Source organism: uncultured Mediterranea sp., assembly GCF_902493215.1.
Classification (GTDB): Bacteria; Bacteroidota; Bacteroidia; order Bacteroidales; family Bacteroidaceae; genus Bacteroides.
This window is the reverse complement of the sequence record NZ_CABUOL010000024.1, coordinates 1-23,529: the sequence shown is the minus strand read 5'-3', so window position 1 is coordinate 23,529 and position 23,529 is coordinate 1. Positions and strand designations below refer to the sequence as shown.

22 protein-coding genes and 2 pseudogenes are annotated in these 23,529 nt (G+C 49.4%); 21 read left to right on the top strand and 3 right to left on the bottom strand.

Going from position 1 to position 23,529, the window contains the following annotated elements; all coding sequences use genetic code 11:
- Positions 1 to 132: 132 nt before the first annotated feature.
- From pth to RDO88_RS11940, 3 genes are read left to right on the top strand one after another with little or no spacing between them, the layout of a single operon-like run.
- A complete protein-coding gene (gene pth / locus RDO88_RS11950; protein ID WP_075318978.1) occupies positions 133 to 696 on the top strand; it encodes an aminoacyl-tRNA hydrolase in 564 nt (187 codons plus the stop codon).
- On the top strand, positions 693 to 1,121 hold the full coding sequence (locus RDO88_RS11945) for a S4 domain-containing protein (RefSeq protein ID WP_307759589.1): 429 nt from the start codon (positions 693 to 695) through the stop codon (positions 1,119 to 1,121). The genes pth and RDO88_RS11945 overlap by 4 nt, the downstream gene beginning before the upstream one ends.
- A gap of 31 nt (positions 1,122 to 1,152) precedes the next feature.
- On the top strand, positions 1,153 to 2,139 hold the full coding sequence (locus RDO88_RS11940; protein WP_307759611.1) for a Gfo/Idh/MocA family oxidoreductase: 987 nt from the start codon (positions 1,153 to 1,155) through the stop codon (positions 2,137 to 2,139).
- A 21-nt stretch (positions 2,140 to 2,160) separates the two neighbouring features.
- Here RDO88_RS11940 and RDO88_RS11935 read toward each other — a convergent pair whose 3' ends face one another.
- Entirely contained in the window at positions 2,161 to 4,416 is a 2,256-nt protein-coding gene (locus RDO88_RS11935; RefSeq protein ID WP_307759588.1) for a cation:proton antiporter, read from the bottom strand.
- Positions 4,417 to 4,655: 239 nt separating this feature from the next.
- Between RDO88_RS11935 and mce the strand changes: the two genes are divergently transcribed.
- The 17 genes and pseudogenes from mce to RDO88_RS11855 all read left to right on the top strand — a co-directional run bounded on the left by mce (position 4,656) and on the right by RDO88_RS11855 (position 20,445).
- A complete protein-coding gene (mce, locus tag RDO88_RS11930) occupies positions 4,656 to 5,072 on the top strand; it encodes a methylmalonyl-CoA epimerase (protein WP_307759587.1) in 417 nt (138 codons plus the stop codon).
- A gap of 122 nt (positions 5,073 to 5,194) precedes the next feature.
- Positions 5,195 to 6,748 carry a carboxyl transferase domain-containing protein gene (locus tag RDO88_RS11925; protein ID WP_307759586.1) on the top strand — a complete coding sequence of 518 codons (1,554 nt, stop codon included), beginning with the start codon at positions 5,195 to 5,197 and terminating at the stop codon, positions 6,746 to 6,748.
- A 35-nt stretch (positions 6,749 to 6,783) separates the two neighbouring features.
- Positions 6,784 to 7,716, top strand: coding sequence for an OadG family transporter subunit (locus tag RDO88_RS11920; protein WP_307759585.1), 933 nt, complete (start codon positions 6,784 to 6,786; stop codon positions 7,714 to 7,716).
- A 24-nt stretch (positions 7,717 to 7,740) separates the two neighbouring features.
- Complete coding sequence (locus tag RDO88_RS11915; RefSeq protein WP_307759584.1) at positions 7,741 to 8,181, top strand: biotin/lipoyl-containing protein; 441 nt, start codon at positions 7,741 to 7,743, stop codon at positions 8,179 to 8,181.
- A 1-nt stretch (position 8,182) separates the two neighbouring features.
- A complete protein-coding gene (locus RDO88_RS11910) occupies positions 8,183 to 9,343 on the top strand; it encodes a sodium ion-translocating decarboxylase subunit beta (protein WP_307759583.1) in 1,161 nt (386 codons plus the stop codon).
- Positions 9,344 to 9,523: 180 nt separating this feature from the next.
- Positions 9,524 to 10,876, top strand: coding sequence for a tetratricopeptide repeat protein (locus RDO88_RS11905; RefSeq protein WP_307759582.1), 1,353 nt, complete (start codon positions 9,524 to 9,526; stop codon positions 10,874 to 10,876).
- Positions 10,877 to 10,989: 113 nt separating this feature from the next.
- Entirely contained in the window at positions 10,990 to 12,843 is a 1,854-nt protein-coding gene (locus RDO88_RS11900) for an alpha-amylase family glycosyl hydrolase (RefSeq protein WP_307759581.1), read from the top strand.
- Positions 12,844 to 13,125: 282 nt separating this feature from the next.
- Positions 13,126 to 13,887 carry an SDR family NAD(P)-dependent oxidoreductase gene (locus RDO88_RS11895; protein ID WP_307759580.1) on the top strand — a complete coding sequence of 254 codons (762 nt, stop codon included), beginning with the start codon at positions 13,126 to 13,128 and terminating at the stop codon, positions 13,885 to 13,887.
- Between the two features lie 199 nt (positions 13,888 to 14,086).
- Positions 14,087 to 15,889, top strand: coding sequence for an IdeS/Mac family cysteine endopeptidase (locus RDO88_RS11890; protein WP_307759579.1), 1,803 nt, complete (start codon positions 14,087 to 14,089; stop codon positions 15,887 to 15,889).
- Positions 15,890 to 15,908: 19 nt separating this feature from the next.
- Positions 15,909 to 16,778, top strand: coding sequence for a fimbrillin family protein (locus RDO88_RS11885; protein ID WP_307759578.1), 870 nt, complete (start codon positions 15,909 to 15,911; stop codon positions 16,776 to 16,778).
- Positions 16,779 to 16,952: 174 nt separating this feature from the next.
- Positions 16,953 to 17,423 (top strand): annotated as a pseudogene (locus RDO88_RS13575) (N-acetyltransferase family protein); the annotation flags it as partial.
- Positions 17,418 to 17,954, top strand: a complete 537-nt coding sequence (locus tag RDO88_RS13570; protein WP_374043948.1) for a GNAT family N-acetyltransferase — start codon at positions 17,418 to 17,420, stop codon at positions 17,952 to 17,954. The pseudogene RDO88_RS13575 and the gene RDO88_RS13570, both read left to right, overlap by 6 nt.
- 15 nt (positions 17,955 to 17,969) lie before the next feature.
- On the top strand, positions 17,970 to 18,434 hold the full coding sequence (locus tag RDO88_RS11875; RefSeq protein WP_307759576.1) for a GNAT family N-acetyltransferase: 465 nt from the start codon (positions 17,970 to 17,972) through the stop codon (positions 18,432 to 18,434).
- Between the two features lie 5 nt (positions 18,435 to 18,439).
- The gene (locus RDO88_RS11870) at positions 18,440 to 18,940 is read left to right on the top strand and encodes an HXXEE domain-containing protein (protein WP_307759575.1); all 501 of its coding nucleotides are present in this window, start codon (positions 18,440 to 18,442) and stop codon (positions 18,938 to 18,940) included.
- Positions 18,941 to 19,256: 316 nt separating this feature from the next.
- Positions 19,257 to 19,616 carry a DUF3795 domain-containing protein gene (locus RDO88_RS11865; RefSeq protein ID WP_075317752.1) on the top strand — a complete coding sequence of 120 codons (360 nt, stop codon included), beginning with the start codon at positions 19,257 to 19,259 and terminating at the stop codon, positions 19,614 to 19,616.
- A 6-nt stretch (positions 19,617 to 19,622) separates the two neighbouring features.
- Entirely contained in the window at positions 19,623 to 20,105 is a 483-nt protein-coding gene (locus RDO88_RS11860) for a DUF2867 domain-containing protein (protein ID WP_307759574.1), read from the top strand.
- Between the two features lie 13 nt (positions 20,106 to 20,118).
- Positions 20,119 to 20,445 carry a DUF2200 family protein gene (locus RDO88_RS11855; protein WP_307759573.1) on the top strand — a complete coding sequence of 109 codons (327 nt, stop codon included), beginning with the start codon at positions 20,119 to 20,121 and terminating at the stop codon, positions 20,443 to 20,445.
- Positions 20,446 to 21,007: 562 nt separating this feature from the next.
- Here RDO88_RS11855 and RDO88_RS11850 read toward each other — a convergent pair.
- Positions 21,008 to 21,883, bottom strand: a complete 876-nt coding sequence (locus RDO88_RS11850; protein WP_307759572.1) for a helix-turn-helix domain-containing protein — start codon at positions 21,881 to 21,883, stop codon at positions 21,008 to 21,010.
- A gap of 124 nt (positions 21,884 to 22,007) precedes the next feature.
- On the opposite strand from RDO88_RS11850, the gene RDO88_RS11845 reads away from it, so the two are divergent.
- On the top strand, positions 22,008 to 23,303 hold the full coding sequence (locus RDO88_RS11845; protein ID WP_307759571.1) for a DUF6198 family protein: 1,296 nt from the start codon (positions 22,008 to 22,010) through the stop codon (positions 23,301 to 23,303).
- A gap of 83 nt (positions 23,304 to 23,386) precedes the next feature.
- Here the strand turns inward: RDO88_RS11845 and RDO88_RS11840 are convergent.
- A pseudogene (locus RDO88_RS11840) lies at positions 23,387 to 23,529 on the bottom strand (fructose-bisphosphate aldolase); the annotation flags it as partial.

Genomic DNA, 23,529 nt, shown 5'->3' with positions numbered 1-23,529 from the left:
CGCGTCCTTTTTTTATCGGCCGGACACCACATCCGCCTTTTCCAGGGAAAACAATGGATTGTCCGAAGGAAAACAATGGGATACGCCAAGGAAAGCAATGCTTTTCTTCCGCCCCACTAAACTGAAAACGAAATGAAATACCTGATTGTAGGCCTTGGAAACATAGGCCCCGAATATCACGAAACCCGTCACAACATAGGCTTCATGGTGGTAGACGCATTGGCTCAGGAAGCAGGTGCCACCTTTAAGGACGGCCGTTACGGCTTCACCACTACCCTGTCGGTCAAAGGACGCCAGCTATTGCTGCTCAAGCCGTCAACCTACATGAATCTCAGCGGCAACGCCGTGCGCTACTGGATGCAGAAAGAGAACATCCCACTGGAGAATACACTCATCGTCGTAGACGACCTTGCCCTACCCTTCGGCACCCTGCGTCTGAAAGGAAAAGGAAGCGACGCGGGCCACAACGGGCTGAAACACATTGCCGCCACACTGGGCACACAGAACTATGCCCGCCTGCGCTTCGGCATCGGCAACGACTTTCCCCGCGGCGGACAGGTGGATTATGTGCTGGGACACTTCTCGGACGAAGACTGGAAGACCATGCCCGAACGGCTGAAAACAGCCGGCGAGATCGTGAAAAGTTTCTGCCTGGCAGGCATCGACATAACCATGAACCAATTCAACAAGAAATGAGTGAAGCACGCATAGACAAATGGATGTGGGCTGTGCGTATCTTCAAGACACGTACCATCGCCGCCGAAGCCTGCAAGAAAGGCCGCATCAGCATCAACGGCGCACAAGCCAAAGCTGCCCGCATGGTAAAGCCGGGCGACATCGTACAGGTGCGCAAGCCGCCCATCACCTACTCGTTCAAAGTGCTCCAAACCATTGAAAAACGAGTGGGCGCCAAACTGGTATCCGAAATGATGGAAAACGTGACGACGCCCGACCAGTACGAACTGCTGGAGATGAGCCGCGTCAGCGGCTTCGTGAACCGTGCCAAAGGTACGGGACGTCCCACCAAGAAGGATCGCCGAAGCCTGGAAGAGTTCACAACGCCAGAGTTTATGGACGACTTCGATTTTGAATTTGACTTTGATGACGAGGAGGAGGATTGAATAAGAAGTTAAAGACATCTATACTACAATGATGAAAAGAGACAAAATCAGATGGGGCTTCATCGGTTGCGGAGAAGTGACCAAATACAAGAGCGGGCCTGCTTTCCAGAAGATAGAAGGCTCCGAAGTAGTGGCCGTCATGAGCCGCAACGGAGCCAAAGCCAAAGCGTATGCCAAGGAACGGAACATCCCCAAATGGTATGACGACGCACAGGAACTGGTAGATGACGACGACGTGAATGCCGTCTACATTGCCACCCCCCCATCTTCGCATGCCACGTATGCCATTATGGCCATGAAGGCGGGCAAGCCGGTCTACATCGAAAAGCCGATGGCCGTGACCTACGAAGAGTGCTGCCGCATCAACCGCATCTCGCAAGAGACAGGCGTGCCTTGCTTTGTGGCCTACTATCGCCGCTACCTGCCCTATTTCCAAAAGGTAAAGTCGCTCGTCGAAGAAGGGACCATAGGCAATGTCATCAACATTCAGATCCGCTTTGCACAGCCGCCCCGCAACCTGGATTACAATCGTGAGAACCTGCCCTGGCGTGTGCAACCCGACATTGCCGGAGGAGGATACTTCTACGACCTGGCTCCCCATCAGATAGACCTTCTGCAAGAAATCTTCGGTTGTATCCTGGAAGCCAGCGGCTACAAGAGCAACCGAGGCGGCCTCTATCAGGCGGAAGATACCATCAGCGCCTGTTTCCAGTTTGACAACGGACTGGTGGGAAGCGGTTCATGGTGTTTCGTGGCCGACGACTCTGCCCGCGAAGACCGCATCGAGATCATCGGCGACAAAGGAATGATTTGTTTCTCTGTCTTTACCTACGACCCCATTGCCCTGCATACCGAAAGAGGACGTGAGGAGATACCTGTAGACAACCCGCTTTACGTACAGCAACCCCTTATCCAAGCTGTGGTAGACCATCTGCTGGGCAAGTCGGTCTGCACCTGCGACGGCGAAAGCGCCACACTGACCAACTGGGTAATGGACAAAATATTAGGAAAGTTATGACAAGAACGAGGATGGTCTATACTACCCGGCCTGTTCGTTGACCAGTTTATAGACATCCTCGCTTTCGCCGACTACCCATACCACATCATCCACCATAAAAGGTTCGCGAGGATCGGGGGCATGAAGGGTTTCGTCGCTACGCTCCACGCCTACAATGAGGCAATGATATTGTTCGCGTATGCCTGCTTCGCGCAATGTCTTGCCCAAGAAAGGAGAATTTTCATCGACCTTGAACTGCCTCAGTATCGTTTCGCTCTTTTCCACCACATCGGTATCCAGCGCTGAAGCCTGCTCCATGTCCTTGCTGAAAACGGCCAATTCTTCATCGGTACCTATCACCTGGATTTTATCCTGAGGGAACAACCGGACAGAAGCACCCGGTATATTAAAACGTCTTTTTCCCCTCAGAATGGATACGACATGAACTCCATACCTGCTGCCAAAACTCAGTTCGCCCAACGTCCGGCCTGCCCATTCGGCTTCGGCCGGTACCACATAGTCGGTCAAATGCAAATCGCGCGATAGCAGGCGACCGGCATATTCGGGTTTCTTTTCGCCCATATATTCCGCCCGCATGTCCCGATAGCGCAAATTCTGAAAGAAGGTACGCTCTATCAGGATAGACTGCTTTTTCAGCTGGCGCGACATAATCATCAGAATCAGAAGCAACACGGCTACCCCCAGCACCAGTCCGATGGACATCTTGAACAATCCGCCTATCACAAACATGACAAAACCGGCCGCAACCAGAATACGCAAAATAATGGTGGCTACGAGCGGGGCACGATTGGCACGGCTTTCTTTCCACAAAGTCGTAAACTCGACCGAATGGTTTTTCTTGATCATGATGGCCCGCAAGAAGGGCGAAATACCCAACACAATGATGAGTGCGGCAACCAACGAGCCCCATATACCCGGCAATGCCTCGCGCAACAGAGGAACCAGCAAACGGAAAGCAATGGCTATTACCGCAATGCTCACAATGGAATAGACAACGGTTATACGTACCAGCGATACAATCAGCCGCTTCCACAAGCTCTCGTGATTGACCGTATGCGAACCGTTGGCATAACGTTCGAGCCATACATGCCACCGTTCGGGCAAATGGCTGTCTACAAAAGTAGAAGCCGGTCCGGCCAGACGAATCATATAGGGCGTGAGGAAAGTCGTGATGACCGATACCGCCACTACAATGGGATAAAGGAAATCGCTCGTCACCTTCAGAGATACACCCAAAGAAGCGATAATGAAGGCAAACTCACCGATCTGCGTCAGGCTGAAACCGCACTGCATGGCCATCTTCAACGGCTGGCCTGAAAGCAACACACCCAAGGTTCCGAAAACGGCCTGCCCCAATATGACAGCCAAAGTGATGGCCAGAATGGGACCGGCATACTGGACAATCATAGCCGGATCGACCATCATACCTACCGAAACGAAAAAGACGGCACCGAAGAGGTCTTTCACCGGATTGACCAAACGCTCGATAGATTCGGCTTCGGCCGTTTCTGCCAGAATGGAACCCATAATGAAAGCACCGAATGCCGGCGAGAAACCGGTTTGGGAAGCGATGACTACCATGGCAAAGCATAAGCCCAGCGAAACAATCAGCAAGGTTTCGTCGCTCATCAGTTTTCGGCAACGCTTCAACAAGCCGGGAATGAGATAGATACCTACCACAAACCACAAGACCAGGAAGAACATCAGCTTCAGGATGCTCTCCATCATCTCGGCTCCTTCGAAATTGTGGCTGGCTGCCATCGTAGAAAGCATCACCATGAGCACGATGGCAAGAATATCTTCGAGAATCAGCACACTGAGTACCAGGCCCGCAAACTGCTTTTTGCGCAGCCCCAAATCGTCGAATGCCTTATAGATAATGGTCGTAGACGACATGGCAATCATTCCACCCAAAAAGATACAGTCCATACGTTTCCAACCGAACCCCGTGCCGACCGCAATCCCCAGCAGAATCATACAGAAAATAATGGTACAGGCGGCAATGACAGCCGCACCGCCTACCTTGGCAATCTTCTTCAGACTGAAATCGAGACCAAGGGCAAAGAGCAGGAAGACAACGCCGATGTCGGCCCACGTCTGGATGTTTGCCGTATCCATCACCGAAGGCGTGTAAGGCATGTGCGGACTGGCCAGAAAACCGGCCACCACATAGCCCAGCACCAACGGTTGCTTGAGTTTCTTAAACAATAACGTCATCAGCCCCGCACAGACCAATATCAGGGCCAAATCACTGATCAATGTAGCCAAATGTGACATATTTCGTGCTTATTCCGTTTCTGCAGACAAAAGTACGGAGAAAAACGGAGAAAACAAGTTTCACAACCAATTAAAGCTAGTACCTTATTTATTCAATAAAAGACTTTTAAGATATAAAAGGAGGATTCAGCAGTTTAAATTAATTGCGGAAATATTTCTCTATTCGCCAAGAAATCGCTTTCTTTGTACCAATTTTAGAGACTTGTAAAAGTACAACCTACGATTTAAAAAATAAAGTTATGAAGATTTCACACATTGAGCATTTGGGCATTGCCGTAAAAAGCATCGAAGAAGCCCTGCCCTACTACGAAAACGTACTGGGCCTGAAGTGTTATAACATCGAGACTGTTGAGGATCAGAAAGTAAGAACTGCTTTCCTGAAAGTGGGTGACGTAAAAATTGAACTGCTGGAACCGACTTCGCCGGACAGCACCATCGCCAAATTCATTGAAAAGAACAACGGTAACGGCGGCATGCACCACCTGGCTTTTGCCATCGAAGACGGTGTAGCCAATGCACTGGCTTCGGCTGAAGCTGCCGGCATCCGGCTGATAGACAAAGCTCCGCGCAAAGGTGCCGAAGGACTGAACATTGCCTTCCTCCACCCGAAATCCACGTTGGGTGTGCTGACCGAACTTTGCGAGAAACCGGAATAAAGGAGTGACGAGCTACGAGCGACAAGTGACGGGCTAGTTTTATTCGTCCGTTGAGACTTGTAACTTGTAGCCCGTTACCTGCAACTAACCCCAAATCATACATTATTTAAATTCTAATAACGATGAGCAATCAATTAGAGAAAATCAAAGAGCTTATCGACCGTCGCGCCGTAGCGCGTCAGGGAGGTGGCGAAAAGGCTATTGCCAAGCAACACGAGAAAGGTAAATATACAGCCCGCGAGCGTATAGCCATGCTGCTGGACGAGGGCAGTTTCGAAGAAATGGACATGTTCGTAGAACACCGTTGCACCAACTTCGGTATGGAGAAGAAGCATTATCCGGGCGACGGCGTGGTTACCGGTTGCGGTACCATCGACGGACGTCTGGTATACATCTTCGCACAAGACTTTACGGTATCGGCCGGTTCGCTGTCCGAAACCATGTCGCTGAAAATATGCCACATCATGGACAAGGCCATGAAGATGGGTGCGCCTGTAATCGGATTGAACGACTCGGGTGGTGCACGTATTCAGGAAGGTATCAATGCACTGGCCGGATACGCAGAGATTTTCCAGCGTAACATTCTGGCTTCGGGTGTGATCCCGCAGATTTCTGGAATCTTCGGTCCCTGCGCCGGTGGTGCAGTATACTCGCCTGCCCTGACTGACTTCACACTGATGATGGAAGGTACATCCTATATGTTCCTCACCGGCCCCAAAGTGGTAAAGACCGTAACCGGTGAAGACGTAAGCCAGGAGAATCTGGGAGGTGCAAGTGTTCACTCTACCAAATCGGGTGTAACCCATTTCACCGCCGCAACGGAAGAGGATGCCCTGGCACTGATCCGCAAGCTCTTGAGCTACATTCCGCAAAACAATCTGGAAGAGGCTCCCTACGTGGACTGCACGGATCCTATCGACCGTCTGGAAGACTCACTGAACGACATCATCCCCGACAGCCCCAACAAGCCGTATGATATGTATGAAGTGATCGGTGCCATCGTGGACAACGGTGAATTCCTGGAAATCCAGAAAGACTATGCCAAGAACATCATCATCGGTTTTGCCCGTTTCAACGGACAGTCTGTGGGTATCGTAGCCAACCAGCCGAAATATCTGGCCGGTGTATTGGACAGCAACGCATCGCGCAAAGGCGCACGTTTCGTCCGCTTCTGCGATGCCTTCAATATTCCTATCGTATCGCTGGTAGACGTACCGGGCTTCCTGCCGGGAACAGGTCAGGAATACAACGGAGTCATCCTGCACGGTGCCAAGCTGCTCTACGCCTATGGCGAAGCTACAGTGCCCAAGGTAACCATTACTCTGCGCAAGTCGTACGGCGGTTCGCACATCGTGATGAGCTGCAAGCAGCTGCGTGGCGACATGAACTATGCATGGCCTACAGCCGAAATAGCCGTTATGGGTGGTGCAGGTGCTGTAGAAGTGCTGTATGCAAGAGAAGCCAAAGAGCACGAGAATCCCGCAGAGTTTCTGGCAGAGAAGGAAGCAGAATACACGAAGTTGTTTGCCAACCCGTACAATGCAGCCAAATACGGTTACATCGACGACGTTATCGAACCGCGCAACACGCGTTTCCGCATCATCCGTGCCCTGCAGCAGCTGCAGACCAAGAAACTCTCGAATCCGGCCAAGAAGCATGGAAACATTCCGCTTTAAGGAAGAATGATAACATGATAATTAAAATCAATTTTATGAAGAAGTTTAATATCGGACTATTTCTTTCATTGGCGTTGGCACTGGGCTTCTTCACTTCCTGCGGGGAAGAGAAGTCGAACAGCAAGCTGTTGCTGAATGAAGTGCTTGTAAACAACGAGAGCAACTTTCAGGATGATTACGGCATACACAGCGCTTGGATTGAAATATTCAACAAATCATACGGAAGCGCTGACCTGGCAGGATGTTACCTGAAATTCAGCAGCCAGCCGGGCGATACCGTTTCCTATTTCATCCCGAAAGGAGATGTACTGACCGTGGTAAGACCCCGCCAGCATGCCCTCTTCTGGGCCGACGGAAAGCCCAACCGCGGTACATTCCACACCAACTTCACATTGGATACGCAGAACAGCAATTGGATTGGTCTCTACGATTCAGGACGCAAGCTGCTGGACCAGGTTGTAATACCGGCCGGAGCCCTGAAAGCCGACCAATCGTATGCCCGCGTGAACGACGCAGCTGCCGAATGGGAAGTGAAAGGTGCTTCTGACGACAAGTATGTTACGCCAAGTACCAACAACAAGACCATCGACAGCAATGCCAAGATGGAGAAGTTTGAACAGCACGACAGCGTGGGCATCGGCATGGCTATCTCGGCCATGAGTGTCGTGTTCCTCGGCCTGATTCTGCTTTACATCGCATTCCGCATCATCGGTAAGGTATCTGTAAGCCTGAGTGCACGCAACGCCATGAAGGTAAAAGGTATTACCGACAAGCAGGAAGCCAAAGAGAAACAGTTGGGACGTGCTCCGGGCGAAGTCTTTGCCGCCATTGCCATGGCTATGCACGAAATGCAGAACGACGTGCATGACGTGGAAGATACGGTATTGACCATCACCCGCGTAAAACGCAGCTACTCACCCTGGAGTTCAAAGATCTACACGCTGCGTGAAACGCCGCACAAAAAGTAAAGTCACCTCTAAAAAAGTCAAACGATGAAAGAATATAAGTATAAGATTAACGGTAATGTATACAACGTTACCATTGGAGACATTGAAGACAACATCGCCCACGTGGAAGTAAACGGTACTCCCTATAACGTGGAAATGGAAAAGGCACCTAAAAAGACGGTATCTGTAAAACCGGTTGTACGCCCCGTACATACGGATGCTCCCACTGCTCCCACCACTCCGATTGCCAAACCGGCTGCTGTATCGGGCGGCAAGTCGGGTGTCAAGTCTCCGCTGCCCGGCGTTATTCTGGACATAAAAGTAAATGTAGGCGACGCCGTGAAGAAGGGACAAACCATCATCATCCTGGAAGCCATGAAGATGGAGAACAACATCAATGCCGACAAAGACGGTAAGATTACAGCCATCAACGTAAACAAAGGAGACTCTGTTCTCGAAGGTACTGACCTCGTAATCATCGAATAATATGGGAGAATTTATTACTTTTATAGGAAACAACCTGGCCGACTTCTGGGGCTATACGGGTTTTGCCAATGCAACGGCGGGACACGTCATCATGCTCCTGGTAGGTTTGTTTTTCATTTACCTGGCAGTAGCCAAGGAATTCGAGCCGATGCTGCTGATTCCTATCGGATTCGGTATCCTCATCGGCAACATTCCCTTCAACATGGAGGCCGGCCTCAAGGTGGGCATCTATGAAGAAGGTTCCGTACTCAACATCTTGTATCAGGGAGTGACTTCCGGCTGGTATCCGCCACTCATCTTCCTGGGTATCGGTGCCATGACAGACTTCTCGGCACTGATATCCAACCCGAAGCTGATGCTGATCGGTGCAGCCGCCCAGTTTGGTATCTTCGGCGCCTATATGATAGCCCTGGCTATCGGATTCGATCCGATGCAGGCAGGTGCCATCGGTATCATCGGTGGTGCCGACGGCCCGACAGCCATCTTCCTGTCATCCAAGCTGGCTCCGAACCTGATGGGTGCCATTGCCGTATCGGCCTACTCATACATGGCTTTGGTTCCGGTTATCCAGCCGCCCATCATGCGCCTGCTCACTACGAAGCACGAACGCCTGATCCGCATGAAACCGCCGCGCGTCGTTTCGCATACGGAGAAAGTGATGTTCCCCATTGTAGGTCTGTTGCTGACCACCTTCCTGGTACCTTCCGGTCTGCCGTTGCTGGGTATGCTGTTCTTCGGTAACCTGCTGAAAGAAAGTGGTGTAACACGTCGCTTGGCCAATACTGCCAGCGGTCCGCTGATTGATACCATCACCATCTTGCTGGGTCTGACGGTAGGTGCTTCTACCCAGGCATCTGAATTCCTGACTTTCGACTCTGTGAAGATTTTCGCTTTGGGTGCCCTGTCGTTTGTCATCGCTACCGCATCGGGTGTAATCTTCGTGAAGATATTCAACCTCTTCCTGAAGAAAGGCAACAAGATCAATCCGCTTATCGGTAATGCCGGTGTATCGGCTGTACCCGACTCTGCACGTATCTCACAAGTAGTAGGTTTGGAATATGATCCGACCAACTACCTGCTGATGCATGCCATGGGCCCGAATGTAGCAGGTGTTATCGGCTCGGCTGTAGCTGCCGGTATTCTGTTGGGCTTCCTGATGTAAATATAGTATTTACAAAATCTGAATAGAAAGAGACCGTATCACCCGATACGGTCTCTTTTGCTTTTATAATAGCCAATACACAGAATAGTTAATCTATCCAAAATAATCTACGACAAGAACGTATACATACGAATATTTAGTATATTAGTGCGAGAAATCAAATTAAAGACTATATTCGATATGAAACGGATTTATTTACTTTCCTTACTCTGCGTCTGCCTGATGGTATCCAAAGCACAAACGACCATCAACAACGACATACGCGATGCCATGAACAACTACGATTATGAAACAGCACTACACCTGATGGAAAAGACAACACCCACCACCCCTTTACTGTACCTGAAAGGCAAAGCATTGAAAGAATTGGGACGGAACAAAGAAGCGCTGAGCGTATTCGAACAATTGACCCGACAAGACTCACTCAATCCACGGGCATATATCGAAGCGGGCGAATGTTATAAAATCCAAGGGAAATTCCAGCCTGCCCTGCAATGCTACCAGCGGGTATTGGATTTGAAGCCCGACCATAAATATGCACGCATCCAATACATCAACCAACTGCTGAATTTACAGAAATATCAAGAAGCATTGGGTGAAAGTACTGCACTGGCAGAACAAGACAGTTCAGCAGCCATCCTCCACCTGAAAGCTCAAAGTGTGGAAGGACTGTATTCCGACCCAATCATGCAGATCGGCGCTTATATTGAGATACACGAACGCTATCCTGATGACTATCTGGCAGCTTCCAAACTGGCCAGCCTCTATATCCGTAACAATTACTACGACTATGCCATCGAAACCTGCGAGAACTACCGGAAAACGGATACCACCAACGCCACCGTCAACCGCCTGGAAGCACAAGCCTACTGCCTGAACCAGGAATATAAAAAAGCATTGGAAAGGTATCTCCCGCTACTGGCTCAGGGAGACAGTTCTTTTTACAACTGCTACTACGCTGGTATCAGCCATTATGCTCTGAACCAGCCGTATGAAGCACACGACCTACTGGAAGCAGCCCGTAAACAGGCTCCCGAACACATCGACCTGCTCTACTACCTAGGAAAAGCCTGCTCCAAAACACTGTGGAAGAAAGAAGGAGTGGAATATCTGGAGCAGGCCGTCCGGTTGGTATTTCCACAAGACAGTGTCGTGGCAAGACTCTACAGAGGTCTGGCCGACTGCTGTAAAGAAGCCGCCGAACCCCACAAACAGATTAAAGCGCTGATGCAACAATATAAATACGATCCGACAGCCCATTACGTGCTCTACAAGGCAGCCTTTACCTCCTACTACCACCTCAAGGACATTGACAATACCATCAAATATCTGGAAGCCTATCTGAAGACACGCCCCAAAGGAAGCAAAGACGAACCACAGGAGATGACAGACGAAGGCGATGTCGTTCTCAATGAAAACAACCGCTACAACGCAGCCGAAGCATGGCTGGAAGACTTGAAAAAGAAAAAGAAAGTCGATGATTTCTTTCAAGGGAAAACCGTCATTAAGGAAAACAAGCCTACCGGCAAATAGTATAAAGCAAACGTTTGCATAATATAATAGGAAGCAATTGGCGGAGAAACGCAGGGTCTCTCCGCCAATTGGCGTATCTTAGCGGCATGAAAAACAACCGTAATATTCCTATCATGAAAAAGAAAGTATTTTCCTTACTTGGGACGATGCTGCTGTCCCTCACCACCTACGCAGCACCCAACATCAACAAGATCGATCCTCCCTTCTGGTACACTGGCATGCAGAACCCTGAACTGCAATTGATGGTCTACGGAGAAGGTATCGGCGATGCACGCGTCACAGTAGATTATCCCGGTGTAGCTGTGAGCAGCACCGTGAAGCTGGAAAGCAACAACTATCTGCTGGTCTACTTGAAACTGGAAAAGGATGTGAAGCCTGGAAAAATGTCCCTCACGTTCACGCAAGGCAAGAAAAAAGCCGTGCAGGAATACGAATTGAAGGAACGAGCCATGAAGGGCAGCGACCATAAAGGATTCGACGCTTCGGATGCCCTCTATCTGTTGATGCCCGACCGCTTTGCCAATGGCAATCCGGACAATGACCAGGTGGAAGGCATGCTGGATGCCAAAGTAGACCGCAATGACCCGAACGCCCGCCACGGCGGTGACCTAGCCGGTATCGAACAGCACCTGAACTACTTCACCGACCTGGGCGTAACCGCTCTGTGGTTCACTCCCGTACTGGAAAACAACATGCAGGGCGGAAGCTACCACGGCTATGCCACGACTGATTATTACAAAGTAGACCCCCGCTTCGGTACCAATGAGGAATACCGCCAGCTGATTGAGAAAGCCCACCAGCGCGGCATCAAGATTGTGATGGACATGATCTTCAACCACTGTGGCGTAGACCACGTCTGGGTTAAGGACATGCCTTCCAAAGACTGGTTCAACAATCCCGACCACGAGAAGAACTTCGTACAGACTTCCTTCAAACTGACTTCTCACGTAGACCCCTATACATCGAAATACGACTTCGACCAAATGAACGACGGCTGGTTTGTACCCTCCATGCCCGACCTCAACCAAAAGAACCCGCACGTATTGAGATATCTCATCCAGAACAGCTTCTGGTGGATCGAGTTTGCCAACATCGACGGCATCCGCATGGACACCTACCCGTATGCCGATTACGACGGCATGAGCCAGTGGATGAAGGAACTGAACGAGGAATACCCCAACTACAATACCGTAGGCGAAACATGGGTTACCGAACCTGCCTATACCGCCTGGTGGCAGAAAGACTCCAAACTCTCTGCACCGAAGAACAGTAATCTGAAGACGGTGATGGACTTCAGTTTCTTCGACAAGATAAACATCGCCAAAAACGAACAGACTGAAACCTGGTTCAAGGGACTGGACCGCGTGTACAACAACTTCGTCTACGACTTCCTCTATCCCAACCCAGCCAGCGTACTCGCCTTTATCGAGAACCACGACACCGACCGCTTCCTAGGCGAAGGGCAGAATCTGGCCATGTTGAAGCAAGCCACTACCCTGTTGCTCACCACACGCCGTATCCCACAACTGTACTACGGTACGGAAATCATGATGAACGGTGTAAAGACCAAGAGTGACGGCTACGTACGTTGCGACTTCCCCGGCGGATGGGCAGGCGACAAACAGAATGCCTTCACCGCCGAAGGACGTACCGCCCTTCAAAACGAATGCTACAACTTCTACAAAACCATCCTAAACTGGCGCAAGGGTAACGACGTCATTGCCAAAGGCAGCATGACACAATTCATGGTGCAGCACGGAGTCTATGCCTACGCCCGCCAGTACGAAGGCAAAACGGTATTCGTCATGCTGAACGGCACAGACAGCGAAACGATCCTCCCATTGAAATATTACAAGGAAATCCTGAAGGACACGACGCAAGGCAAGGACATCCTCAGCGGCCGGACCATCAGTTTCACCGAAGACCTGAAGATGGCACCACGCGAATCGCTGATCATCGAACTCTAAACATATCCCCAACTCTCCATACAATCAGGCGGGCTGTCCGAACAACAAACGGGCAGCCCGTTTTTCTGTTACCTTATCGATTCTGGTTTCAACGGATGAAACCACAAGTTTCAAGCTATGAAACCATGAGTTTCAAGCGACGAAACCAACGGGTACGGACAATGGAACCGACGGATGTAAACGACAAGATTAGAAATCTCCCGCTTTTCTTTGATATGAAAAGGAATAGCGGTACCTTAGCGGAAAGTAACCGAAGAAACAATAGTAAAAGGAGATACCACAATGAAAGGAAAACTGATTTTCATCACCGGAGCCACAAGCGGCATCGGTGAAGGTTGTGCCCGTAAATTTGCCCATGAAGGCTGTAATCTGATACTGAACGGACGAAACATTGAGAAACTGGAAAGTTTGAAACGGGAACTCAGCGCACAAGGGACAGAAGTACTGACCCTCCCCTTTGACGTACGCGACCGACAAGCCATGCGCCAGGCCTTGGACAACCTCGAAGGCAAGTGGCGGAGTATCGACGTGCTGGTGAACAACGCCGGACTGGTCATCGGCATGGACAAGGAACACGAAGGTTCGCTTGACGAATGGGACATCGTAATCGACACCAACATCAAGGGGCTGCTGGCCATGACGCGTATGATAGTCCCCGGCATGGTGGAGCGTGGATGCGGACACATCATCAATATCGGTTCCATTGCCGGCGATGCAGCCTACGGAGGTGGAAGTGTCTATTGCGCCACAAAGGCAGCTGTCAAAGCCCTGTCCGACGGCCTGCGTATCGACCTGGTAGATACTCCCCTGCGTGTAACCAACATCAAGCCGGGCATGGTGGAGACGAACTTTTCCGTCATCCGTTTTCGTGGTGACCAAAACAAAGCCGACGCCGTGTACGAGGGTATCCGCCCGTTGACGGGTGATGACATTGCCGACGTCGTGTACTACGCAGCCTCCGCACCAGCCCACGTGCAGATAGCCGAAGTCCTGGTAATGCCTACCTACCAGGCCACCGGTACCATTTGCCACCGGCAGAAATAATCTTCACCCAAGAACGGTCGTTCAAACCGTCCTCCATATTGTCTCATCCCCGCCGTGATTTCTGACGACGGGGATGAGACTTTTTGTTCATCTATGAAAAAGCATTATCTTTGCGGCCCGAAATATACTTTCTGCAATATCAGAATGAACAATCTGCGTTCTTATTTTGTATATAATGCAGTTTTTTACAACATGCTTTATGACAAGAACTAAACTTTGGACTATTTTTACCGTACTTTCAAGCAGCTTGTTGCTCCTGTTATCCTGTTCCCAACAGGAAGAAAACCTGTTCCTTCCTACCGACGACCTCTCGTTGACGTGCGTTCAGTCCACCTGGACAGGCACCCGTGCCACTATGGACAATGGAGGACAAGGCAGTTTCTCCGAAGGCGACCGGATCGAAGTACGGATTGCAGGCGGAAACAAGACAGCCATCACCCCGTTGGAATATAAAACCGGCCAATGGACACCGAAGCTGCAACGCCACGAATATGGTACAGGCCCCCTGACTCTTTCAGCCCTGTTCCCTCTGCAGACGCAGAATGAAGAGAATCTGCAACAACGTGACATCCATATCCCTGTAGACCAGAGTAGTGAAGAAAATTATTCGGCTGCCGATATCCTTTTTGCAAGGACATCAATCGGCATCACCGACGCTTCGGCTACCCTGAAGTTCAACCATGCCCTGCACCGCATCAACATCAATCTGAAAGGTAACATCCCCGAAGACCTGGTAATCGAAGTAAAGAGCCTTGCCGGTGGACAGATATCACTGGAGAATGGAGCCGTGACGACAGATGCATCCGACGGTTATGTCTGGATAAAACCATTTCGAAAGAGTGACTGTGTGTATAGCCTCATCATCCTGCCACAAGATACAAAGGCATTCACCAGCGGCGAAGGCTTGGTGCGTCTGACTACCGGTGGGAAGTCCGCCTCATACACATTCAATGGCAATGCCGAAACTTTCAATCCCGGCATGCAGACAACTCTCAATTTGACCTTAAAAACGGAAGAGAGCAATGTGGACCTGGAGTTCAGTAACCAGACCTATTGGGTATATGGTATTACAGTCCCTACTTTCCCCGGCAAGGAAGAACTTTTCTCTGCACGACCTGGAATAAAAGAGTTTGAGGACGGACTGTGGTTCCGCTATGCAAACGAGACTATGTCTCCTCCACTCTTACTGGAAGAAGAATATCTCACCTGGAAAGAAGACTTCGGGTGGTTCGATTGTAACAAGACATTCAATTATGACGGAGACGGCAATATGTGTTGGGCTGCTGCAGCATCCAATCTGATACATTGGTGGATGGTCCAAAACAGAAAATACATTGAAGCGTACGACAAGGAATATGGTCCTGAATACAAAGGTATAGACCGCCCGGAAAAATATAGCAAAATGACAGAAACAAACCAGCAGCACAGTGAAGTGTTCAACCTCTTCAAATCCTGCTTTAACAATCAAGGAAGTTGGGACACGGGAGGTGTAAACTGGTACGTAAACGGAAACAAACAAAAGCTGACATATTGTAAATGGCAAGATTTCCATGGTTTTTTCAGCAAAGTATTCTCAAAAGACGATGCCGTAGCAAAAGAAACGTATGATACGTCCAAAGAAACGTTCAACCAATGGATCAAAGACGCTTTCCGATATAATCAAGCCATCGGATTTGCAGCCTACGATTTTGCAGGTCGCGACACCAAAAGTCATTCCATGGTTATTTGGGGAGCAGAATTCGATGCCGAAGGAAACGTGGCTTTTGTCTATATCTGTGACAACAACAATAGTGCAGATGAACCGAACCATGCATCACTCAAACGTTATAAAGTGGTATATGACAAATCAACCATTCCCGAGTTAAAAGGAGATTATGCCTATATTTCACTATTAGACAATATAGACGGAACTCCTTCGACAACCCGTTTCCGATTTACCTCGATTACTTTGGTCGACCTGCGTCGTGACCTTTGGCAAAAAGCTTTTCCTGATGTAAAATAACAATAAAAACCAACTGATAATGAGAAAGAAAGTATTCTATGTAACGATGGCTGCCATATTCGCAGCAACCTCTTGTACAAACGAACTCCCCAATGAGCTGCCCGCCGATGTAATAAATATCGTGGCCAGCATATCATCGCAAACGCGTGCTCCCCAATTGACGAACGACGGAAGCGGCAGTTTCTCCCAGGGAGATAAAATGTCGCTCTTTCTGGCAGAAACCGATGGTGAAAGCCATGTCGTCGACTTCGATTACGGCTCAGGTATCTTGACTTGGAGCAGCTTGGGACTCTCTGGAAGCAATGCCCAAATTTCTTTGGCTGCATGCTATCCGCAGCAGAAAGAAATACAAGACGGGACGTTCGAATTCAATCCGCTCACGGCTTCGGAAAAGGATTTGCTCCTTGCTCCTGCCCAATCTGTAACAGCCGGTACTTCCGAAACCGTGCATCTGACCTTCAACCACGCTCTGCACCGGTTGGACCTGACCTTTACAGCAGGAAACAGTTACTCAGACGAAGACCTGAAGGGACTTTCCGTGGCCCTCAATGCCAAAACGACGTGTGTAGTAGACGGAGTACAGGGTAAGATAACACAAGTGAAGGAAGCGACGGGCGAATATACGGCAAACGACACGCAAGCTTCTTTTTACCTGGTTCCCCAAAATACGTCGGATGTCACACTGACCATCGCCATCGGCAGCGACCAGAAGTCACTGACCTTGGACAAACTGTTGGAGCAACTGGAATCTCCGCAAAGTGTTCTGGAAGGAGGAAAACGTTGCAGACTGACCTTGAAAGTTAGTCGGGAAGGCATTACCGTAGAAGGAGGTTCCATCACAGCCTGGGGCGACCAGGTCACGGCCGACGGTGAAGTGGTCATCGGCTGATTCTCTCTGAATTGAAACAAATCTTTCGACAGAAATTCATTCATCATTTCGGCTCTATGTCCCAGTGACTAGAGCCGTTTTTTTATTCCAAAGAGAGAAAAAGTCTCGCCACAAACCTATTTTCATAAAAAACTTTTCTATCTTTATCCGCTTTTGATTTTGAACGGACTAGATATGGAGAATCCAGATTACATAATACGTGCGTTGCAACCGGAAGAAACTCGTCTGTTACGCAACTTTCTATACGAGGCCATTTACCTGTCCGAGGGCACACCTCCCCCTCCCCGCAACGTCATCGACCTGCCCGAGCTGCAAGTCTATATCCAAGACTTCGGTACCCGGCCTGATGACCATTGCCTGGTAGCCGAAAGTTCCGGTCGGGTTATAGGCGCCGTCTGGGTCCGCCAAATGAACGATTACGGCCACATAGACGAACATACGCCTTCACTTGCCATTTCCCTCTATCCGCCATTCCGCGGGAAAGGAATCGGTACCCGCCTGATGCGGGAAATGACAAGCCTGTTGCGTGCCAAAGGTTATAAACAGGTATCACTCTCGGTACAGAAAGCCAATCCTGCTGTGCGCCTTTACCACCGTCTCGGATTTGAAACGGTACGGGAAACAGAAGAAGAATACATAATGATACGTCCTTTATCTTTCAATCAATTTATGAATATGCATGCCCCTAACAAGACAACCGATATAACTTTCCGCCCTGCTACCGTAACCGACATACCAGAGTTGAAAGAGCTTTTCTGCAGCACGGTGCTGACGGTAAATGTCCGCGACTATACCGCCGAAGAAGTAGCTGACTGGGCTTCATGCGGCAATCGACTGGGTCATTGGGAAAAGCTGATGGCAACCCTACACTTCATCGCCGCCTGCGATGCCGAAGGACGCATCGTGGGCTTCACCTCCATCCGCAAAGACGGCTACCTGCACTCCATGTTCGTCCACAAGGACCACCAGGGAGAAGGCATTGCCACCGCTCTGCTGCAGCGGATTGAAGCATACGCCATGGAACACGGCATCTGCGACATCACTTCGGAAGTAAGTATCACGGCACGCCCCTTCTTCGAACGACGGGGATATGTCGTGGAGCAGGAGCAACGTGCACAGGCCAACCGCCTGAAACTGACAAACTATATCATGAAAAAGCAACTGAAAAAGATATGAACATATTGTCTCTGTATGAACATCCAACTTATCACTACCGACAAGAAACGCTTCCTCTCCCTCCTTCTACTGGCCGACGAGCAGGAGTCTATGATTGACCGTTATCTGGGACGGGGAGAGTTGTTCGTCATGCACGGCACGCAGGAAACTGAAACCGTTGCCGTAGCCGTTGTGACAAACGAAGGAAATGGTGTATATGAGCTGAAGAACCTGGCCGTTGCACCAGCCTGCCAACGGAAGGGATACGGACAGCAAATGGTAGAATACCTTTGCCGGCACTATGCCGATGTGTGTCACACGTTGCTTGTAGGCACGGGGGAAAGCAAGCAGACAATCGCTTTCTACGAAAGTTGCGGTTTCAGCTACTCGCATACCGTTGCCGACTTTTTCACTCTCAATTACGACCATCCGATTGTAGAGGAAGGCAAGGTACTGAAGGACATGATTTATTTTCAGAAGAAATTAACTCCTAACCGCTAAGAAGAATGGATACGATGTTTATACTCTTCCTTCTACCCTTTTTCTTCCTGCTTCACGAGTTGGAAGAAATCCTTATGGTACATCGGTGGATTGAAAAGAACGGTGCCGCAATGCACAGACGCTTTCCGAGATTGAGATATCTTATCCGGAAGATGGAAGAAATGACCACACGGAGATTTGCCACAATCGCCTTTGAAGAATTTTTGATTGTTTCTGCCTGCACATTTGTGAGCCAACAGGCAGGAGACCTGAGGACCTGGTATTGCTGCCTGGCCGCATTCAGCATCCATCTATTCGTCCATATCATTCAGTTTATTGTATGGCGCAGATATATTCCTGCCATCATATCCACGGTATTATGCCTGCCCTATTGTATCTGGGCGATACATGATACGTATCTGTTCTTTTCTCCATACGAACTCTTTTTCTACACGATACTGGGAACATTGCTAGGTGGAGTAAATTTAATAGGAATGCATGCAATCATGTACCGTCTGGCCAAATAGAGCGAAAAAGAGTTATCCGACCAAAGAATTTTCTTATATTTGCGGCCGGAAGAAGTAATTCGTCCATAACATGTTAAGTAAAGAAAGAAGCGTTATGCTTATCTTGTAGTTTGAAAACCTGAGAAACTTTCATAACGAGATACAAGGAAGAGCATAGTGGTTCTCACGCCATAGCGTGGGCTGCTATTATCATATCTGTATCTCAGGTTTTCTCAGGACCTTCAAACTAAGATGTGGCATTGCAGTTCCACGCTTCTGCATTTAAAGAAATCCCTTTGAGGAACTGGAAGGCAACAAAAACAAACATCAGATACAGATGAAAAACGAAGTTAAAACAATCACCGCCTCCACAGAACACATCGCCGCCTGCGGCCTGTATTGCGGAGCATGCCGTAAGTATCTCTACGGGAAATGTCCGGGATGCCGGCAGAACGACCAGGCAAGCTGGTGTAAAATCAGACAATGCTGTCTGGAGAAAGGTTACCGCAGTTGTGCCGAATGCAGCACAGACGTAAAAGCCTGCAAGACGCATAACAATGTGATAGGAAAAATCTTCGCTTTTCTGTTCAACTCCGACCGTGCTGCGTGCATCCGCTACATTCAGACAAACGGGCGCGAAGCTTTTGCTGAAGAAATGACCCGGCTGAAAGCGCAAACCCTGAAGAAAAGAAAATAAGACCTTATGGAAGCAGACTATACCGACACCTATGCGACAACTGTCCGGAACGCCCGCCGCATGACGGCACCCGACTTGTTCCACCTGATGTTCGTGCGCTATCCGAAACCCGTCCAGTACCTGCTACGGCTGCGGGATTGGCTTGTTAAGCCATTCGGACTTCAAGCCGGAGGTGGCTTTACTGACCTGATACAGGAACAGAATGAAGAAAATGTTGTCTTCGGCAAGCAGGACAAGCATCTAGCTTTTGAAGTGAGGCTAACGTGCCCCCCACCCGACACGTACAAACAAAGCCAACTCATACAGATAACAACCTCCGTCCAGTTTCACAACACACTGGGCAGAGTCTATTTCTTTTTTATCCGTCCCTTCCATCACCTGATTTGCAGAAGCCTTCTGAAACGGGCGGCACGAAGGTGGGAAAAAAACAACCTTAAAGAATCCATCAAATCAGAAAGCAATGAAACAAGCCGAACATTCAACATCTGAAAAAGTATATCAAATGCCGCTCAGTAAAGTCTATCCTTTGCTAGTGAACAAAGCTACACGAAAAGGAAGGACTCAGGAGGAAGTCAACGAAATCATCTGCTGGCTGACCGGTTACAGCCCCCGACAACTGGACGAACTGCTGAACCTACCTACTACCTACGGCGACTTCTTCCGCAAGGCTCCGGCTCCCAACCCCAACCGCAAACTGATAAAAGGCAGTATCTGCGGCATCCGGGTGGAAGAAATAGAAGAACCGTTGATGCAGGAAATACGTTATCTGGACAAACTGGTGGACGAACTGGCCAAAGGAAAGCCGACGGAAAAGATTCTCAGGGGATGAACGGAGAAACGGTCTGCCCGGATAGAATCTTCATCACAACACCGTAGCTGTCAGAGCAAAGGCGACTGAGGCAAAATATCAGAAAGCCACCTATCGAACGCATGATGCGACAAAAAGAAAGCATTCGGCCGTTTCTGATAACGCATGCTTTCCCATAAAAGAAGAAAACAGCGAAGGAAACAGAAGCAAAGGGGCCTTTCGCCTGAAAAGAAGTATGCTTTCTGCCGGGAGAATGTATGTTTTCTGCCAGTACAATGCTTGTTTCCTGTCGGCAGATTGAGTGTTTTCATGCAAAAGAATGCTTGTTACGGGACAAAAAAGTGGATGTTTATGCTCCTAATGTGGCACTTTAGCGGCATAAACACCTACTTTAGCCCGACAATCCCTCTGTTTACCGCCTTGTCCGCGGCCTTTTTCGCCCCATTTTCTTCTATTTCAAATGTAAATATTTCGCTATCATCCTGTATATTAGACAGAAAGCAGGTTTCTTCTCCTTTCTTTTCCACCGTCCTCTACTTCGGGCCGAAAGAAGCGATTCTCAGGCGGTCGGGAAATCAAAATGTCATTTTGACACTTCCGCTCCCCGCATGCGATACTTCAAAGGCGAAAGGCCTGTCTTGCGGACAAAGAACTTGCCAAAGACCGACTGATCGGAAAAGCCCAGCTCGTCGGCAATCTCCTTCACATCCTTGTCGGTACATTCCAGCAGCTTGCGTGCATCGGCACAGAGCAGTTCGGATATGTGGAAACAGACGGTATGCCCCGTAATATTGCGCACGATGCGCGAAAGATAGGTGGTGGAAATGTGCAGACGGTCAGCATAAAAACCGATATTGTGCTGCTCACGATAATGATGAACCAACAAGCGCTTGAAGTTACGGAAAATCTCAGTCGAACGGTTGGCAAAACCGGCCGTCGCACGGTTCTTCTGATACAAGGCATCGGCCATCTGCAACAGGAAAAAGCTGCACAAATGGCGTACAATACCATCGCGATAGAGATGCATCTCCTCCAGCTGACCGGAAAAAAGTGCCAACGTTTTCTGCAAATAATCAGCTTGCTCTGTTTCCAACTGGAAAATCGGCAGCAGGTAGTTGCCCACAAACTGGGAGACCTGACCATAAACAAGCTGTCCGACGGAAAGCGTATCAAAATAATCGGGCTCGATATACAGACAGACCATACGGAAATCGGCACTCATATCAGCGAGTGTGACACGAATACTTGGTGTGACGACCAGCAAATGGAGGGGAGCAAGCACATAACCGGCATGTGCGTCCGACACCGACGCAGCTCCGTTTGCGACGAGCAGGAAGTAGAATCCCTTTTCAAGCAGAATTTGTCCGTATGTTGTACAGGCCACATTCCAAGTGAGGCCACAAGGCATACCGGTATCCGGTCTACAGGTCGTCATCAGTTCGGTAATTGCAACGCTCATATCCTATTGTTTTTATCAGCAAAAATAAGATTTGTTTCGTTTTCGACCAAAATAGGTCGTTCTTTTCTGAAGGAAATGCAAAGAAATAGTATGAACTTTGCGGCGGTTTTCAAAACAGAAGATTATGAGTAAATATTCTTTCAGACGCTACCTGCTGTTCGTCGCTTCGCTGTTCATCAACGCCTTCGGCATTGCCTTCATCACCAAAGCCCTGCTGGGCACGTCGCCCATCACGAGTGTAACCTATGTACTGAGCCTGTTTACGCCCTTTACTATGGGTATATGGACCATTCTGCTCAACTTGCTGTTCGTCATCATCGAACCGTTTCTGATGACACGCAAAGAGTTGAGAGAAGACTTGCAGATGTACCTACTCCAAATCCCCATTGCGTTCTGCTTCGGCCTGTTCATCGACTTCTCCATGTTCATGCTTTTCTGGTTGGAACCTTCGGCCTATGTCATGAAAGTGACAGTCCTGCTGGTCGGTTGTGTCATTCTGGCTCTGGGTATCGCTCTCGAAGTAAAAGCCAATGTAGCCATGATGGCAGGAGAATATCTGGTAAAAGCCATCACCCGACGTTTCCATGGGGAGTTCGGTTACGTAAAACTGGGCTTTGACGTCACACTGCTCACCATAGCCTGCCTCCTGTCGCTCGTCTTCCTGTCCGACATTCAGGGCGTACGCGAAGGAACAGTAGTGTCCGCCTTGCTGGTAGGCCCCATCGTACACTTTGTCAGTCCTGCCTACCGCATTTTCGACCATTGGATCAATGTTCCCATCAAACAGGCCGCCACACCTTCGGCCCAACATACAAATACTATCATCACCATCGCACGTGAATATGGAAGCGGAGGTCATCTGCTGGGTGAAAGACTCTCCAAAGAGTTGGGCATCAAACTGTATGACCGGGAATTCATCCGCATGGCCGCCCAACGGAGCGGCATAGACGAACAATATATCGCAAAAAACGAACAGTCTATCCCTTCGTTCTGGCTGAAGTGCATCCTCTCGAAGAACAGCGAACAACCGGTGGAAGCCAGCCTTTCGGCGGACGACATACTGTTCGTAGCCGAAAGTCGGATTGTGCAGGAGCTCGCCGCCCAAGGACCTTGCATCATCGTAGGCCGCTGTGCCGACTTCATACTGAAAGACCATCCGAAAGTGGTGAAAGTATTCTGTTATTCCGACCTGAAAAGTGCGGTGAACCGCTGCGTCAACGACTACGGCATTCCCCCAGAACAGGCAAAAAGTGAAATCCGCCGCATCAACCGCAACCGCATCCATCACTATGAATACTACACCGGCCGGAAATGGGGCGAACCGCATCACTACCACTTGATGCTTAACACAGGAAATATCAGCTTGGAAACAGCCTGCAAACTGGTGAAAGAGGTTTATCAGAACATAGCCCAAGCATAAAGGCAAAAGAATATACGAAAGAGACAGACACAAAAAAAGCCGCCCTCATCAGGCGGCTTTCCTTACTTGTATGCGGACAAAACTTATTCAGCCAGCTTGTTGTCTGAACCCAGCACGTTGATGATTTTGTGCTTGTAGAGTTTCTCCATGTTGTCGCGAGCCGGACCCAGGTACTTACGAGGATCGAATTCAGCCGGTTTCTCAGCGAATACCTTGCGGATAGCAG